The sequence below is a fragment of the Aestuariibaculum sp. M13 genome, from assembly GCF_024723255.1.
Classification (GTDB): domain Bacteria; phylum Bacteroidota; class Bacteroidia; order Flavobacteriales; family Flavobacteriaceae; genus Aestuariibaculum; species Aestuariibaculum lutulentum.
This window is the reverse complement of record NZ_JANIAC010000002.1, coordinates 852217-870353: the sequence shown is the minus strand read 5'-3', so window position 1 is coordinate 870353 and position 18137 is coordinate 852217. Positions and strand designations below refer to the sequence as shown.

Sequence of the window (18137 nt, the reverse complement as noted above, 5' to 3'; positions counted from 1 at the left end):
CTTTTTTAGGAATTATTGAAAATGAAACCTTCCAAATGATCTTAACGACACATTTACAGACACTAAGCGAAAAGTTATCAGGCGAATTATATTTTGACGATTTAATAAAAGCGATTTATGCTACCGATGCATCGGTATATCGTATGTTACCTGAAGCGGTTGCTTATCCAAAAAATAAAGAGGATATAAAGTTGTTAATTGCATTTGCAAAAACGCATGATACATCTTTAATACCCAGGACAGCTGGAACATCGTTGGCGGGACAATGTGTAGGAAAGGGGATTATCGTTGATGTGTCGCGTCATTTTACCAAAATTTTAAGTTTTGATGAACAGGCTAAAACCGTAACAGTACAACCTGGTGTTATTCGCGATGAACTTAATAAGTATTTAAAGCCATTCGGTTTGTTTTTTAGTCCGGTAACATCAACTTCTAATCGCGCTATGATAGGCGGTATGGTTGGAAATAATTCCTCCGGAACAACATCTATTCAATATGGTGTTACGCGTGATAAAGTTATCGAGGTTCAGGCCGTTTTAAGTGATGGAAGTGAAGCTATATTTCATGAAGTAACTCCTGAAGTTTTTCATAAAAAAGCCAAAGAGCATTCATTGGAAGGGCATATTTACAGAAGTGTGTTTAGCGCGTTAAATTCCAAAGGTGTACAGCAGGAAATTAAAGAGAAGTTTCCAAAACCGGAGATTCACAGACGGAACACAGGTTATGCGATTGATGAATTGATTAAATCGAATATTTTTAGCGAGTCTGATGAAAACTTTAACATGTGTCAGTTACTGGCTGGAAGTGAAGGAACATTAGCTTTTTCAACGCAGATTACGCTTAAATTAGACGAATTACCTCCACAGGAGAGTGTGATGGTGGCGGCGCATTTTGGTAGTATAGAAAACTGTTTAAATGCCGTGGAGTTAACCATGGCGCATAATTTGTACACCTGTGAAATGATGGATAAAACCATTTTGGATTGTACAAAAAATAACAGAACTCAGAAGGAGAATCGCAGGTTTATTGAAGGCGATCCAAAAGCCATTTTAATGTGCGAGGTTCGTGCGAACACCAAAGAAGAAGTTGATGTTTTAGCCGAAAAATTAGAAGCGAGTATTAAAGCTTCAGGATTAAGTTATGCCTTCCCGAAATTGGTTGGCGAAGATATTAATCGTGCCAATACTTTACGCAGTGCCGGATTGGGCTTGTTGGGAAATATTGTGGGCGATAAAAAATCGGCGGCTTGTATTGAAGATACCGCCGTGGCATTGCCGGATTTAGCAAATTATATTTCAGAATTTACGGCTTTAATGAAAGGCTATAATCAGGAAGCTATTTATTACGCACATGCCGGAGCGGGGGAGTTGCATTTACGTCCCATTTTGAATTTAAAGACATCGGAAGATGTTGGGTTGTTTCGAAAAATCACAACCGATGTGGCGCATTTAGTTAAAAAATATGGTGGCTCAATGAGTGGTGAACATGGTGATGGTATCGTGCGTGCCGAGTTTATTCCGTTAATGATAGGCGATATCAATTATCAGATATTAAAACGGATAAAAGACGCTTTCGATCCTGATAATATTTTTAATCCCGGAAAGATTGTCGACGCTTTACCTATGGATAAAAGTTTGCGTTATCAACCCGACCGTAAAGAGCCGGAAATAAAAACCTTAATGGATTTCTCGGGATCACAAGGTATTCTGAGAGAAACCGAGAAATGTAATGGTTCCGGAGATTGTAGAAAACTTCCGGAGTTTGGTGGCGTTATGTGTCCGAGTTACAGAGCTACACGACATGAAAAAGATACTACCAGAGCCAGAGCGAATGCCTTACGTGAGTTTTTAACCAATTCAGATAAGGAAAATAAATTTGATTACGACGAGTTAAAAACTGTATTCGATTTGTGTTTAAGCTGTAAGGCCTGTGCCAGCGAATGCCCAAGCAGTGTAGATGTGGCAACCTTAAAGGCAGAGTTTTTGTATCAGTATCAAAAAGCTAATGGTGTATCGTGGCGAACCAAATTGTTTGCCTATAATAATAAGTTGAATCGTTTTGGAAGTGTGTCACCTGCGTTCACAAATTTTATGTTTTCAAACGGATGGACGTCTTCTGTGTTAAAAAATACTTTTGGTATAGCTAAAGAGCGTCAATTGCCTTTAATTTCGAAGAAAAGTTTTAAAAAAGTGTTTAAAAAACTTGACGATAAAACTTATATAAATAAGCCTATAAAAACAGTTTATCTGTTTAACGACGAGTTTTTAAATTATTTAGATACACCAATCGGAATAGATGCCTTCGAGTTGTTGACCGCTTTAAATTATGAGGTTAAAGTGATTAATCACGCCGAATCCGGACGAACTTTTTTATCAAAAGGATTGTTAGAAAAGGCTAAAAAAGTGGCGAATGAAAATGTAACTGTTTTTAAAGGTTTAATTTCTTCTGAAACACCATTAATAGGTATTGAACCTTCAGCGATTTTAAGTTTTAAAGATGAATATTTAAAGTTAGCAGACGATAAAACTTCGGCCGAAGCCATTGCCAAACATGTGTTTTTAATTGAGGAATTTATTCAGATGGAAATAAAATCAGGTAATATTAAGTCGGAACAGTTTACATCAGAATCTAAAACCATTAAATTTCATGGGCATTGTCATCAAAAATCTATTGGAAATCAGTTATCCAGTTTCGATGTGTTGAATTTACCAAAAAACTATAAAGTCACTATAATTCCGAGTGGTTGTTGTGGGATGGCTGGAAGTTTTGGTTATGAAAAGGAGCATTACGAAGTAAGTATGAACGTTGGTAAACAAACCTTATTTCCAGCTGTTAGAAAAGCATCGATGGAGACCATTATTTCGGCAAACGGAACCAGTTGCAGACATCAAATAAAAGATGGAACAAATCGTGAGGCAAAGCATCCAATAACCATTTTGCGTGAAGCGTTAATCTAAGATTTCTTTTTTTGCTGTTCCACAATGGTAATAGCCGCAATTAAGTCTTTAATTTCCTTGTCTTCAAACTCTTCGTCAGGATAAAACGGAGCTAATTTGTCGCTGCTGTAATTGTAGATTTTCCATCGTTTAAACTGGTATTCTAAAGCCGTAAAATTTTCAACCCAATCGCCGGAATTTAGGTACATGGTTTTTCCGTGTTTGTTTTCAATATACTCCATTTTTGGTTGGTGTATATGTCCGCAAACCACATAATCATAACCATTTTCAATAGCTAAATCTGAAATGGTTTTTTCGTAGTCATCAATATATTTTATGGCGCCTTTTACACCATTCTTAACCTTTTTAGATAACGAGTAACGTTCCTTACCGCGTTTTTCTAAATACCAGTTTACACCACGATTAAGTAAGGTTAATAAGTCGTAACCATAGCCGCCTAATTTGGCCAACCATTTCGCATTTTGTATAGAAACATCAAACACATCACCATGAAAAAACCAGGCTTTTTTTCCGTTTAGGTCTAAAACCAGTTTATCAACAATGGAAATATTTCCGATAGAGGTGCCACTAAATTTACGTAACATCTCGTCGTGGTTACCTGTTATGTAAATAATCTCAACACCATCGGCCGCCATATCCATAATCTTTTTTATAACTTTTAAATGTGATTTCGGAAAGTAACGTTTGCTAAATTGCCATACATCAATAATATCTCCGTTTAAAATTAGCGTTTTAGGAGTAATGCTATTTAAATAGGTTAACAGCTGTTTGGCGTGGCATCCGTAGGTGCCCAAATGTACATCTGATATTACGGCAATTTCTATTTTTCGTTTAATCTTCAAGTGTTTAAAATGTTTACTCGATAATCGAGATTAAAATGTTCCGAAGCTTGCCTCGAAATTGAACTTTGGCGTCTTTTAATGCCTTTAATGTTGCTAACGAGGAAGTTTGATGTAAAATACGGGAACACATATTATCTAATCATTATCTAGTATTTATTTAAATATCAGTTTATTGTTAAGTCTGTGTTATCAGTTTTTGGTGCTTTTTGTGTGTGTTTCATGCAATTTCATTTTCGTATCTCTTAGAATAAATTTACTTTAGCAAACAAAATTTTTAGACATGGCGGGAAATTCCTTCGGAAAACTATTTACATTATCAACTTATGGCGAATCTCACGGTCCTGCGTTAGGCGGGGTTATTGATGGTTGTCCTTCTGGTATTGAGTTAGATTTAGAAGCTATTCAAAATGAATTAGATCGTAGAAAACCAGGACAATCGGCTATTGTAACACAGCGTAAAGAACCGGATACGGTGAAGTTTCATTCCGGAATTTTTGAAGGAAAAACTACAGGAACCTCTATTGGTTTTGTGATTGAAAATACCAATCAAAAATCTCACGATTACTCGCATATTAAAGATAGTTATCGTCCAAGTCACGCCGATTATGTTTACGATAAAAAATATGGGTTTAGAGACTATCGCGGAGGTGGACGCAGTTCAGCGCGCGAAACCGCAAGCCGTGTGGTTGCAGGTGCTGTAGCAAAACAAATGTTGAAAAACATTGAGTTTACTGCTTACGTTTCGGCCGTTGGTACCATGAAATTAGATAAACCATACACCGAACTGGATTTAACTCAAATAGAATCTAACATTGTTCGTTGTCCGGATGCCGAAATGGCTGCTAAAATGGAGGCCTACATAAAAGAAGTACGCTCTAAAGGCGATACGGTTGGGGGTGTAGTTACCTGTGTGATTAAAAACGTGCCAATTGGTTTAGGAGAACCGGTTTTCGATAAATTACACGCCGAATTAGGTAAAGCCATGCTATCAATCAACGCTGTAAAAGGTTTCGAGTACGGTAGTGGTTTCGAAGGGAGCACCATGTACGGTAGCGACCATAACGACGCCTTTAATAACGATGGCTCTACAAAAACAAACTATTCAGGAGGAATTCAGGGCGGTATAAGTAACGGTATGGATATCTACTTTAACGTAGCCTTTAAACCCGTAGCGACTTTAATTCAAAAATACGAGACCATAGATAAAGACGGAAACACAGTGGAAATGCAGGGTAAAGGGCGTCACGACCCATGTGTTGTGCCACGTGCAGTGCCTATTGTTGAGGCCATGGCGGCATTGGTAATTGCCGATTTCTGGTTACAGAACAGAGCTTTGCATTTGTAGCTGTTTCCCGCTTTCCGTTAAATCTTTTAATGCTTTAACCTTTCTGCTTAAAGCATTAAAAGGATATCACTTCAATCGGGGCTAAGGCTCCGATTCATTTTAATAATATTTAGTAACTTCATCCCAAACAGAAGAAATTATTTAGCAATATGAAAAAACTAGCATTACACTGGAAGATTATAATAGGTATGGTTCTGGGAATCATTTTCGGATTCATCATGAACGGTATCGATGGTGGTAAAGGTTTTGTAGCCGATTGGATTGCGCCTTTCGGAACGATTTTTATCAATCTTCTAAAGTTAATTGCAGTTCCATTAATTCTGGCATCTTTAATCAAAGGTATTTCAGATTTAAAAGATATTTCTAAAATTAAATCGATGGGTTTACGTACCATTAGTATTTATATTTTCACCACGCTGGTTGCTATTGTTATTGGCTTAGGTATTGTAAACACGGTGAGACCAGGTGTTGGTATGCCGCAGGATACCATCGAAAAAATTAAAGCGAAATATGAAAATGACGCTGGCGTAGTCGATAAACTTGCCAAGGCCAGCGCTCAAAAAGATGCAGGACCGTTACAAGCCTTAGTCGATATTTTTCCAAGTAACATTTTCCAGTCCTTTGCTGAGGCATCGATGTTACAGGTTATTTTCTTTGCTATGTTTGTTGGTATTTGTTTGTTATTAATTCCGGAGGAAAAAGCGAAGCCATTAATTAACTTCTTCGATTCGTTAAATGAAGTCGTTATGAAAATGGTGGACTTAATTATGTTATTTGCGCCTTACGCCGTATTCGCCTTACTGGCAAACGTGATTATAGCCTTCGATGATGTTGAGATTTTAATTAAATTATTATACTACGCAGGCTGTGTCGTTGGTGGTCTAGTGATTATGATTGGATTCTATATGCTACTGGTTAGCATTTATGCTAAGAAATCTCCATTGTGGTTTTTACAGCAAATTAGTCCGGCACAATTATTAGCTTTTTCAACGAGTTCCAGTGCAGCAACATTACCGGTAACTATGGAGCGTGTTGAAGAACATATTGGGGTGGATAAAGAAGTATCTGGTTTTGTTTTACCTGTTGGAGCCACCGTAAATATGGATGGTACCAGTTTGTATCAGGGTATTGCTGCCGTTTTTATTATGCAGGTGATTTGGCCTGAAGGTTTAACATTTTCTAATCAGTTAGTGATTGTGCTAACGGCGTTATTGGCCTCTATTGGAAGTGCTGCGGTACCAAGTGCGGGAATGGTTATGTTGGTTATTGTATTGGAATCTATCGGGTTTCCGGCAGAATTATTACCAATTGGTTTAGCGCTTATTTTTGCGGTAGATCGCCCATTAGATATGTGTAGAACCGTAGTAAACGTAACCGGCGATGCAACAGTATCGGTGTTGGTCGCTAAATCTTTAGATAAACTACACGAGCCTCATGTTAAAAACTGGGACGATAATTTAAAAAAGTAGTTAATTATGGCTAAGCTTGTATTAAAAGAGTCTTCAGTAACAGTCGACTGGCTTTACAATCATTTAGATGCTGAAAATCTGGTGATTTTAGACGGAACCATTAATAAAGTATTTGATGCTTCAAAGGAGCAAATTCCGAATACAAGATTTTTTGATATAAAGAACAAGTTTAGTGAAGTGGGAGCTCCATTTCCAAGTACGTTTCCTTCAGCAGTACAATTTGAAACCGAAGCGCAAGCCTTAGGGATTGATAAAGATAGTGCTATTGTAGTTTACGACGATAAAGGTATTTATTCGTCGGCACGTGTTTGGTGGTTGTTTAAAGCTTTCGGACATCATAATATTGCAGTGCTAAGTGGAGGATTGCCTTCATGGAATAAAGCAGGTTACCCAACTGAAGCGATGACTCCATTTAAAGGAGATTCAGGAGCTTTTAAGGCTGAATTAAATCCGCAAACAATGAAGTTTTTTAAGGATATGCAGGAAGCTTCATCAACTAAATCGCATACTATTATTGATGCCCGTTCCAGAGGGCGTTTTAATTGCGAAGAACCGGAACCTCGTGAAGGATTACGTATGGGGACGATACCGAATTCGGTGAATTTACCATTCACAGATTTATTGAAAGACGGCGAATTAAAATCGAAAGCAGAAATAGAATTGATGTTTTCCTCATTGGTGAATAAAGAGGATCCGATTATTTTTTCTTGCGGCTCAGGAATTACAGCTTGTGTACTGGCTTTGGGAGCAGACCTGACCGGTTATAAAAACATTTCGGTTTACGATGGTTCTTGGACAGAGTGGGGAAGTCTTACCGAAAGCTAAAATCAATTAAAAACAATTTATGAAGTCTTTGTTTTTACCTGTTTTTCTGTTTGTATGCTTTGGGTATGCTCAAAATATTGAATTACAAAACGGTGATTTAATATTTCAGTCTATAGATTGTGGTCCGTTATGTGATGCAATTAATCAGGTAACAGAAGGTTATAAAGGGCATGATTTTAATCACATGGGTATGGTGGTAATTCAAAATAATAAAACACTTATTTTGGAAGCTGCAGGAACAGAAGTGACCTTAACACCTTATGATGCTTTTGTTTTAAAGACGAAAAATCCAATGTATGTTGGGCGTTTAAAAAAACGTTATAGAAACTTGATTGCAAAGGCTATTGACTTTGGCAAAAAACAACTTGGTACACCTTATGATGTAAATTATTTATACGATAACGACAAGTACTATTGTTCCGAGTTAATTTACGATTGCTTTCTTAGTGCAAACGGACAACCATTTTTTAAGTTGTTTCCAATGACATACAAAGCACCAGGTTCGGAGTCGTATTTTAAAGTATGGGAAGACTATTTTAAGAAGTTGAATATGGAAGTTCCCGAAGGTAAACCAGGTTGTAATCCGGGCGGGATGTCTTTATCTAAAAGGATTAAAATCTTGGGGACACTTTAAGATTTACTCTAAAAACTTACTTTTTAATTCCGGAGTAGGAATCATACAAACCTCTTTTTTTCCAAACCATTTGTAACGGTTTTTAGCAATAAAATCGTAAATCCAGTTTCTAATAAATGCAGGAATAATCAGAAAAACAGAAAGGATATTAATTGGAAAGCCTAAATGAGATGCAATTTTTAAAGCAGCAGTCGATTTATAGGTGATGACTTTTTCGGGGGTGTAGAGTAGGATAGAATCAGTTTTTTTTCTGTCTATTTGAAATTCTTCTACAATTTGACTAGCTAATTCACTTTGTAGCGGTGTAAATAAGAATTTATTTTTATTGTCGTGTTTTATAACAAAGTTAACACTCGAGTTACATAGGTTGCAAACCCCATCAAATAGAATAAGTTGTTTGTTTTTTGGTAAATCGACCTTCATGTTTTAAAGGTATAAAAAAGATAAAACTTGTTGAACTACTTTACGCGTTCAACAAGTTCTAACTGATCCAGGCTTACATTGGTTGTAAAGATACCATAGTTAACCACAGCTTTGTTTTTCTCTATTTTATCGATGGTTCCAATCGCTCGACCATCTTCCAGTCGAACGCGGTCGCCAATGGTTAGAATCGGTTTTGGTTTAGGTGCTTCAATAGCTTTTTGTTTCGCTTCTTTTTTCTTTTCACGAATTACTTCAACCTTTTTCTCAACTTCTTTTTTAACCTTGTTTTCTTTAGCTTTTATTTGTTGTTTTTCTTTCTTGCTAACTTTTTGACGTTTTGAATTTTCAACCTGAACCAGTTTGAATAACTCATCCATTAAGGCGCGTTTTTGTTTGTTGTTGAAATATTTGTCGGCTAAATCATCAACTTTTTGTCCGATATAAATTAAACGCTGATTACTGTCGTAAAGTTCCTGATAGCTTTCCAGTTTCTTTTGAATGCGATTATTGATTTCTTCGAGTTTGTCGGCTTCTTCAATTTTTTTCTTCTCATTCAGTTTTAAAGATTCGCCTGTTTTTTCAAGTTTAGAGCGTTCTTTTTGAAGTTTTGCTATCGTGGCATCAAAACGGACTTTACTGCGCTCAATTTTCTTCTTAGCGCGGTTTATTAATCCGAAAGGGATACCATTTTTCTGAGCCACTTCAAATGTAAAACTACTTCCGGCCTGACCAATTACGAGTTTAAAAAGCGGTTCCAATGTACGTTCGTCAAAAAGCATATTGGCATTGAGCATGTTTGGTAGTTCGTTGGCCAATATTTTTAAGTTGGAATAGTGTGTGGTGATAATTCCGAAGGCTTCCCGATGGTAGAATTCCTCTAAAAACGTTTCCGCCAGTGCGCCTCCTAATTCAGGGTCACTACCTGTACCAAACTCATCAATTAAAAACAGGGTGTTTTTGTTGCATTTCCTTAAGAAATAATTCATTTGTTTTAATCGGTAGCTGTACGTGCTTAAATGGTTTTCTATGGACTGGTTGTCACCAATATCACTCATTACGCGATCAAACAAACAGGCTTTACTGCGCTCATGAACAGGAATAAGCATACCGCTTTGCAGCATAACTTGCAACAATCCAACAGTTTTTAAGGTGATACTTTTACCGCCGGCATTTGGTCCTGATATAACGATAATGCGACTGTCCTGTTTTAATTCTACTGTTTGCGGAAAGGTTTTAGCTTTCTTTTTAAGATTGTTAAGATATAGAAGCGGGTGATAGGCTTCACGTAAAAACATACTGCGATCTTCTGTAATTTCCGGAAGAATAGCGTTTAATGATTGTGCGTATTTGGCTTTCGCCGAAATTACATCGATGTTTATTAAAAACTCCTGATACTTTGCAAACAACTCAACAAACGGACGAATATACTCAGTAACTTCTTTTAAAATACGTGTAATTTCTTCTTTCTCTTCGTATTCCAGATTATTAAGTTCTCGTGTGTATTTTTGTGTAGCCTCAGGTTCCATGTATACAATACTTCCCGTTTTACTACTTCCTAAAATAGTGCCTTTAACCTTTCGGCGATACATGGCTTTTACAGCTAATACACGTCGGTTTTCCAGAACAGACTCGCGAATATCATCTAAATACTCAGAACTGTGATAGGCGTTTAATGCGGTAACGAAACTGCTGTTTATTTGCCCCTTTACTTTATTGATAGACTGTCGCAACTCGTAAAGTTTATCGGAAGCATTGTCTTTAATATCCCCAAAACGGTCAATAATAGAGTTAATTTTATCGATAACTATTTTGGTCACTTCAATATGAGATGCGTATTCATGAAGTTTCGGATAGTATTCTTCAAATTTATTAAGAAATAACACAATCTCGTTTGATGTGGTTGAAATCGACGCAATCTTTTTCAGACTAAAGACCTCTAAAAAAGCATTTTCAATATTTAAAAGTTTAATTTCTTTAGATATGGTCTCGAAACTGTGGTTAGGAATACGGTTGTCGTTAGCAAACGATGATACATATTCGTTAGTTAACTGTAAACTGTTAAGCAGTTCCTTTTTGTCTCTGTATGGTGCTATTTCTAAAGCTCTTTCGTTTCCAAGTGGGGTGATACAATGTTCGCTAACTTGTTGTAAAACGGTTGGAAATTCTAAGTCTTGTAATGTCTTGTCGTGAATGTTAATCATTCTTTGTTTTAAATATGAATACGAAAGAGGCAAAGTTAAACAATCTGCAAGTAAATTTATAGCGGTATTTCCTTGTCTTAAAAAATGTTAATTAACATTTGTAACTCATTCTTTAACAAAAGAATAACAAGGGTGTGTTTAAATAGTGAATACCTTACAACTGCAAAGTTGAGTATGAAGATGCTGTTTGAAAATACAAGTGTAAGTTTTAAAAAATCGTCATCAATCAATCAAACTATAGAACAGTTTGCAAAGCTCAACTCGTTTAGGTTGAGCTTTGTTTTGCCCCAATTTTTGCTTGATAATCGATTTTAAAAGTTGGATTTAGCCATGAAGCGATTCGCCTGTTCCGTAGCTTTTTATAATAGAGCTTTCAAACTCTACTAATTGCTTCCAGCGCTTTTCTACATCAACCCCTTTACCATATTTTCTGGCAAAGGTTATGAACGTGGTATAATGGCTCGCCTCACTAACCATTAAATCGTAATAGAATTTAGCCAGTTCTTCGTCTTTTATGATGTTTGATAACAGTTTGAATCGTTCGCAGCTTCTGGCTTCAATCATAGCAGAAAGCAACAATTTGTCTACCATACGCTGAATGCGATTTCCGCCTTTATTCATAAATTTAAAAAGCTCATGAACGTAACTGTCTTTGCGCTCGGGGCCCAATTCGTACCCACGGGCTTTAATGATGTCGTGAACCATTTGAAAATGTTCCAGTTCTTCCTGCGCAATTTCTAGAAGTTCGGTTACCATATCGGGGTATTCCGGATTTTGAGTAATTAAAGTAATGGCGCTGGTGGCTGCTTTTTGCTCACACCAGGCATGGTCGGTAAGGATTTCTTCTATATTTGATTCCGCCAGGTTGGCCCAACGCGGGTCGGTTTCCAGTTGTAAATGAAGCATAATTAAATTTTTACAAAAATAAAGCTTTCGGTAATCTAAGAAATATAATTCCAGATGTTTTTAAATTTACTAAGCTTTCTGTAAGTGTCTAAAACTACTGCGTTATCTGTGGAAGCCAGTTTCGGATCGTCATTAAGGATCTTTTTTGCGTGATAACGGGCGTGTTGTAATAAATCTTTGTCCTTTACGATATCGGCAATTTTAAGGTTAAGCACACCACTTTGCTGGGTGCCCATTAAATCGCCGGGACCTCTTAATTTTAAATCGACTTCGGCAATTTCAAAACCATCACTGGTTTTAACCATAGTTTCCAAACGGGTTTTACTGTCGTTGCTTAGTTTATGTCCAGTCATTAAAATACAGTAGCTCTGTTCGGCACCTCGCCCCACACGACCACGTAACTGATGAAGTTGCGACAGCCCAAAACGTTCGGCACTTTCAATAATCATAACCGAAGCGTTAGGAACATTTACACCAACTTCGATAACGGTTGTAGCGACCATAATTTGTGTTTCGCCTTTTATAAAGCGTTGCATCTCATAATCTTTATCGGCAGGTTTCATTTTACCGTGAACAATGGAAATTTGATAATTGGGCATTGGGAAATCTCGAGCGATACTTTCATAGCCATCCATCAAATCTTTATAGTCCATTTTTTCACTTTCCTGAATTAACGGATACACAATATACACCTGTCTGCCTTTGGCAATTTCTTCCTTCACAAAACGAAAAACATTCAGTCTGTTTTTATCATAGCGATGAACCGTTTTTATAGGCTTTCTTCCTGCTGGTAATTCGTCTATAATCGAGATGTCAAGATCGCCATAAACCGACATCGCCAACGTACGTGGAATTGGAGTTGCAGTCATCACTAAAATGTGTGGCGGGGTAGGAGCCCCACCAACCTCCCCAGAGGGGAGGCTTTTTAAAGTTTGTTCAATATATTTTAAAACATTTTCAGTGTCAACTATAACTTGTTCATTGGTAAAACGAATGACTTTAAAACCGATTTCATTTAGAATTTGAGTTCTTAAATTATCCGCTTCTTTTTGTTCTTTGGTATTATGATAACCGCCATCAACTTCAATAACTAATTTCTTTTCCAAACATAAAAAATCAACAATAAATTCATCAATGATATGTTGACGTCTAAATTTGTGATTTAGATTTTTATTCCTCAAAGATTCCCATAAAATTTGTTCGGCTTGTCTGCTGCTTTTTTTATTTTCAGCCTGAAGTTCTTTTAATAATTTATACGTTGACGGTCGGGCGGTCATGTATTTTTGAAGCACCTTTTTAGCGTCCTCCCTTTGGGAGGATTGAGGTGGGCCTTTATGCCATAATTTACTTCTTTGAGCGACACCAAAACGATGTTGCTCGTCTATGATAGCGAGCCCTAAATTATGGAATTCTACCTTGTTTTCAAGTAGCGCATGGGTGCCGATAATGATGTTTAAATCGCCATTTTTTAAAGATTCTAAAATTTCTCTTCGTTCTGAAGTTTTAGTTGAACCTGTTAAAAGTTTTATTCTGATTTTCAGTTCTTTACATAGTTCAAGTAATCCGTTATAGTGTTGGACTGACAAAATTTCAGTCGGAGCCATTAAACAAGCCTGGAAACCGTTGTCAAGTGCCATTAACATTGACATTAGCGCTACAATGGTCTTTCCGGAACCTACATCACCTTGTAACAAACGATTCATTTGGGCATTGCTTCCTAAATCGGCACGTATTTCTTTTAGAACGCGTTTTTGTGCATTAGTTAAATCGAAGGGTAAATGTTCTTCAAAAAAGGTTTTAAAATGTTCGCCAATATGTTCAAAAGGAAAGCCTTTAATTTTTGATTTGTGAACTAAATTTTTAATGATGAGCTGCAGCTGAATATAAAAAAGCTCTTCAAATTTTAATCGGAATTGTGCCTTGGTTAACAGCTCCGGACTCTTCGGAAAATGGATGTTAAAAAGGGCTTCATTTTTATTAATTAAATGCAGTTCTTTTCGCAAATATTCGGGAAGCGTTTCGTCAAATTTTCCGTTGGCATCGATAAATAATTGCTGAATAATTTTACTTACTACCCGATTAGAAATACCTCGATTCGATAGCTTTTCAGTTGACGGATAAATAGCCTGCATAGCAGATCTTAAATTTTTTTCGTGCTCAGCTAATGGTTCCAGTTCAGGATGTGGCATGGAGAAGGTGCTGTTGAACCAATTGGTTTTCCCAAACGCCACGTAAGGGGTGTTCAATTTTAAGCTTTCTTTTATCCATTTATGGCCTCGAAACCAAACCAGTTCCATGGTTCCGGTGTCGTCCTGAAATTTTGCCACCAAACGTTTGCCTCGGTTTTGTCCGACTTCAGAAAATGAAATAATTTTACCAATCACCTGGACATCGGCATTGTTGTGCGGCAATCCATTAATCTTGTAATATTGCGTACGATCGATGTAGCGGTTTGGGAATAAATTCATCAAATCCTGATAGGTATGAATACCCAATTCTTTGCGAAGCAAATCGGCTCTGCTCGAGCCAACGCCTTTTAAATAATCGATAGGAGTTTGTAGATTTATTGCCATAACAGGACGAATTTAAACCTTTTCAACCAATTCAAAAAATGGAAAATTTCCGTATTTTGGCTTAATCCTTGTTAGAGTCAAATGGCTTAATTATTTAAAATCTTGTCCGACATGGATTTATAACCCTATAAATATGAAATTCTACCTACTTGCCCTTATTTTTTTTATTACTGGTTTTTTGTGTGCCCAGCAAGCCGATTATGTGGATTTTAAAAGTGCAGCTGTATGGGTGACATTTCAACCTGAGGCGAAAACGGTTTTGGGTGAGGTGACTTATAAATTAGATATTTTAAAATCTAGAGACTCCATTTTTTTAGATGCCATAAACATGGAATTCTCTCTGGTGTCTTTAAATGGAAAGTCGGTAGACTTCCGAAGCGATTCAAAAAAACTGTGGATTAAGCGTAAGTTAAAAAAGGGGAAATCCTATGAATTAAAATTTGAATATAAAGCCCAACCAAAGAAAGCCTTGTATTTTATTGATTGGGAGTATCCGGATGGAAACAAGCAAATCTGGACGCAGGGACAGGGGAAATATACGAGTAACTGGTTGCCGAGTATCGACGATATGAATGATAAAATTGAGTTCGATTTAAGCATTACTTTTAATAAAAATTACGAGGTTATCGCCAACGGAAAATTAATAGATAAGCAAATCAACGATTCCACAATGACCTGGCATTACGATATGCGAAAACCTATGGCGAGTTATTTAGTGGCTTTAGCCATTGGAAAGTATGATAAGCAAATCGAGTATTCAGAAAGCGGTATAACTCTAGAGATGTATTACTATCCTGAAGATTCTTTAAAGTTTGAACCAACTTATAGATACACAAAACAGATGTTCGATTTTTTAGAAGAGGAAATTGGGGTAGCGTATCCGTGGCAGAATTATAAGCAAATACCAGTTAAAGACTTTCTGTATGCCGGCATGGAAAATACCAGTGCGACTATTTTTTCTGATGCTTTTGTGGTTAACGATACGGCTTTTGTAGATAAGAATTATGTTAATGTAAATGCGCACGAGCTGGCTCACCAGTGGTTTGGCGATTTGGTAACCGAAACTTCAGGAACACACCATTGGTTGCAGGAAGGTTTTGCAACATATTATGCATTATTAGCTGAACGCGATGTTTTTGGTGATAATTATTATTACTGGCGTTTATATGAATATTTACAGGAGCTGGATGTACAGGATAAATCGGGTGGAAGCACGGCACTTTTAAACCCAAAGTCTAGTAGTACCACATTTTATAAAAAGGGAGCCTGGGTTTTGCATTTGCTTCGGGAACAGGTGGGAGATGATGCTTTTAAAAGTGCAGTAAAGAGTTATTTAAATAAATATGCTTTTAAAAATGTAAAAACCAAAGACTTTATAGCAGAGGTTGAACGGACAAGTAAACAAGATTTAAGCAAGTTTGTGGCACTTTGGTTGGAAAACAAAGATTTAAATTATAACTTGATGTTAGAAAGTTTAAAACAATCGGTGTTTATTCAAGAGTATCTTATGGTAGATTGTGAATTGTATACCTCCAAATGTGGCGAGTATTTAAATTCAGGGATTTCAGATGAGGCTAAAGCTAAGGTGATCGAGCAAATACCAAATCAAATTACAACAGATAATTTTAAATCCAGTATAAAAGTGCGTCAAGCCATTGCAACATCGATCTCCATTATTCCTGAACGATTAAAGCAGGATTACGAATCATTATTACAGGATGAATCGTATGTAACTATTGAAGCCGCTTTAATGAATTTATGGCGAAACTTTCCGCAAGAGCGCTATAAATATTTAAATCAAACAAAAGGCATTGTAGGGTTTCACGATAAAAACGTTAGGATGTTGTGGCTGACTTTAGCATTGATTACTGATGGTTTTGAGCCGGAAAATAAGCCTGAATATTTCAAGGAATTAACAGACTACACATCTCCAAAATACAGTTTCGATATTCGACAGAATGCGTTTATGTTTTTGCAGCAAATACAAGCCTGTAATGAAGTATGCAGAGAAAATTTAAAGGAAGCTACAACGCATCACAACTGGCAATTTTCGAAATTTTCAAAATCGATGTTACAAGCCCTAAATCAAAATTAAAATGAAAGCTTTAGTAATTTCAGGAGGCGGTAGTAAAGGGGCATTCGCTGGTGGAGTGGCACAATATCTTATTGAAGAGATGAATCGGGACTACCAGATTTATATAGGAACATCAACCGGGAGTTTACTGGTGTCGCATCTGGCATTAAAGGAAATTGAACGTATAAAACATGTGTATACAAGTGTAACAAACAGCGATATTTTTAGCGTGTGTCCTTTTGTGGTAAAACAAAAACACGGCAATCAAAATATTGCTATTAATCATTTTAATGTGCTTTTAAATATGTTGCGCGGGAGTAAGACTTTTGGTGAAAGCTATCACTTGAAAGACCTTATAAAAAGAACACTAACACCAGAAGATTTTGAAATTTTAAAGCAATCAGCCAAAGACATTGTAGTTACCGTATCTAATATTTCACTGAATCAGGTGGAATACAAAAGCATCAAAGACTTTGATTACGATGAATTTTGTGAATGGATCTGGATTTCTAGTAATTATACACCGTTCATGACTTTAGTTAAAAAGGATGGTTGCGAATATGCCGATGGCGGTTTAGGAAATATGGTGCCCATTGAGGAAGCTATAAATCGAGGCGCTACCGAAGTTGATGCTATAATTTTACAAACCGAAGTGACTCAATATAACCGATTACCGTCAAAAAACCCCTTTTCTTTAATGACCAATATGTTCACATTTATGCTCGATAGAATCGAATCTCAAAATATAAAAATAGGTAAACATGTGGCTAACCATACTAATGCCATTATTAATTTTTATTACGCGCCAACGGTGTTAACCACAAATTCATTAATCTTTAACAAAGAAAAAATGACCGAATGGTGGCAAAGTGGCTATAATTTTGCCAAGTTTAAAAATAAACAAGTAAGCGCGTTAGAAGATTAGTATATGAAAGCATTAGTAATTTCCGGAGGTGGCAGTAAAGGTGCGTTTGCTGGTGGTGTAGCGCAATATTTAATGGAAGAACAAGGTAAAGAGTACGATATGTTTCTCGGTACATCAACAGGTAGTTTGCTGGTACCTCATTTAGCAACCAATAGCCTGAGTAAATTACATGAGATTTTTACCAACGTGAAGCAAAATACCATTTTTAGTATCAATCCGTTTGTGCAACATAAAAAGGATGGCAGGGAGTATGTATCTATTAATTACTTTAATTCCATTCTCCAATTTATAAAACGTAAACGTACATTTGGTGAAAGTAAAAATTTAAGGCGTCATATAAAAAAGCATTTTAGTGAAGAAGAATTTAATTTAATTCGAGATACGAAAGAAGATGTAGTGGTTACAGTGTCTAACCTGTCTAAAAACCGGGTGGAGTATAAGTCTATTAACGATTTTAGTTATGAAGAGTTTTGCGACTGGATTTGGATCTCCTGCAATTACATTCCGTTTATGTCCTTGGTAAAACGTGATGGCTTTGAGTATGCCGATGGAGGACTGGGATGTGTAATTCCTATTCGTGAAGCCATTCTTCGTGGTGCTACCGAAGTTGATGCGATAGTTTTGGAAAGTGAAAATTTAGAATACAACAAAGTGTTAGGGAAAAATCCTTTTTCCTTGATGATTAACTTGTTTGGTCACCTTTTAGATCAGGTCGAAAAGGCCGATATTGCTATTGGTAAACTCGCAGCAAAGCATCGTAATGTAAAACTGAATTTATACTATACACCAACCCAGCTTACCGAGAATTCATTAATATTTAGTAAACGCTTAATGACCAAATGGTGGGAAGAAGGTTTTGAATATGCTAAGCAGAAGCATATGGGGGGTAATGAATTAAGTGATGTTGAATATTAAAAAAGACAACCTATTGAGGTTGTCTTTTTTAATATTCAAGAGTACATG

13 protein-coding genes are annotated in these 18137 nt (G+C 36.6%); 8 read left to right on the top strand and 5 right to left on the bottom strand.

What is annotated here, in order from left to right:
- Nucleotides 1-35 precede the first annotated feature (35 nt).
- On the top strand, nucleotides 36-2957 hold the full coding sequence (locus NO995_RS10815; RefSeq protein ID WP_258227521.1) for an FAD-binding and (Fe-S)-binding domain-containing protein: 2922 nt from the start codon (nucleotides 36-38) through the stop codon (nucleotides 2955-2957).
- On the opposite strand, the gene NO995_RS10810 is transcribed toward NO995_RS10815, so the two are convergent.
- A complete protein-coding gene (locus tag NO995_RS10810; protein WP_240572920.1) occupies nucleotides 2954-3799 on the bottom strand; it encodes a UDP-2,3-diacylglucosamine diphosphatase in 846 nt (281 codons plus the stop codon). The two genes, NO995_RS10815 and NO995_RS10810, sit on opposite strands and share 4 nt — an antisense overlap.
- 280 nt (nucleotides 3800-4079) lie before the next feature.
- Between NO995_RS10810 and aroC the strand changes: the two genes are divergently transcribed.
- The 4 genes from aroC to NO995_RS10790 all read left to right on the top strand — a co-directional run bounded on the left by aroC (nucleotide 4080) and on the right by NO995_RS10790 (nucleotide 8072).
- A complete protein-coding gene (gene aroC / locus NO995_RS10805) occupies nucleotides 4080-5144 on the top strand; it encodes a chorismate synthase (protein ID WP_240572921.1) in 1065 nt (354 codons plus the stop codon).
- 149 nt (nucleotides 5145-5293) lie between these two features.
- Nucleotides 5294-6613: a dicarboxylate/amino acid:cation symporter gene (locus NO995_RS10800; protein WP_240572922.1), complete on the top strand. Its 1320-nt coding sequence runs from the start codon at nucleotides 5294-5296 to the stop codon at nucleotides 6611-6613.
- A gap of 6 nt (nucleotides 6614-6619) precedes the next feature.
- Nucleotides 6620-7438: a sulfurtransferase gene (locus NO995_RS10795; protein WP_258227520.1), complete on the top strand. Its 819-nt coding sequence runs from the start codon at nucleotides 6620-6622 to the stop codon at nucleotides 7436-7438.
- Between the two features lie 19 nt (nucleotides 7439-7457).
- A complete protein-coding gene (locus NO995_RS10790) occupies nucleotides 7458-8072 on the top strand; it encodes a YiiX/YebB-like N1pC/P60 family cysteine hydrolase (protein ID WP_258227519.1) in 615 nt (204 codons plus the stop codon).
- Nucleotides 8073-8075: 3 nt separating this feature from the next.
- Here NO995_RS10790 and NO995_RS10785 read toward each other — a convergent pair whose 3' ends face one another.
- The 4 genes from NO995_RS10785 to NO995_RS10770 form a co-directional block, all read right to left on the bottom strand.
- A complete protein-coding gene (locus NO995_RS10785; RefSeq protein WP_258227518.1) occupies nucleotides 8076-8495 on the bottom strand; it encodes a thiol-disulfide oxidoreductase DCC family protein in 420 nt (139 codons plus the stop codon).
- Nucleotides 8496-8530: 35 nt separating this feature from the next.
- Nucleotides 8531-10696 carry a DNA mismatch repair protein MutS gene (locus NO995_RS10780; RefSeq protein ID WP_258227517.1) on the bottom strand — a complete coding sequence of 722 codons (2166 nt, stop codon included), beginning with the start codon at nucleotides 10694-10696 and terminating at the stop codon, nucleotides 8531-8533.
- 324 nt (nucleotides 10697-11020) lie between these two features.
- A complete protein-coding gene (locus NO995_RS10775) occupies nucleotides 11021-11602 on the bottom strand; it encodes a tRNA-(ms[2]io[6]A)-hydroxylase (protein ID WP_258227516.1) in 582 nt (193 codons plus the stop codon).
- Nucleotides 11603-11637: 35 nt separating this feature from the next.
- Nucleotides 11638-14175: a DUF559 domain-containing protein gene (locus tag NO995_RS10770; protein ID WP_258227515.1), complete on the bottom strand. Its 2538-nt coding sequence runs from the start codon at nucleotides 14173-14175 to the stop codon at nucleotides 11638-11640.
- Between the two features lie 133 nt (nucleotides 14176-14308).
- Between NO995_RS10770 and NO995_RS10765 the strand changes: the two genes are divergently transcribed.
- Genes NO995_RS10765 through NO995_RS10755 form a run of 3 tightly spaced genes read left to right on the top strand, consistent with a single transcriptional unit; the run spans nucleotide 14309 to nucleotide 18089 of the window.
- Nucleotides 14309-16270, top strand: a complete 1962-nt coding sequence (locus tag NO995_RS10765; protein ID WP_258227514.1) for a M1 family metallopeptidase — start codon at nucleotides 14309-14311, stop codon at nucleotides 16268-16270.
- A 1-nt stretch (nucleotide 16271) separates the two neighbouring features.
- Nucleotides 16272-17174 (top strand): patatin family protein, encoded by a 903-nt coding sequence (locus NO995_RS10760; protein ID WP_258227513.1) that lies wholly within the window; start codon nucleotides 16272-16274, stop codon nucleotides 17172-17174.
- Nucleotides 17175-17177: 3 nt separating this feature from the next.
- Nucleotides 17178-18089, top strand: coding sequence for a patatin family protein (locus tag NO995_RS10755; protein WP_258227512.1), 912 nt, complete (start codon nucleotides 17178-17180; stop codon nucleotides 18087-18089).
- Nucleotides 18090-18137: the final 48 nt, after the last annotated feature.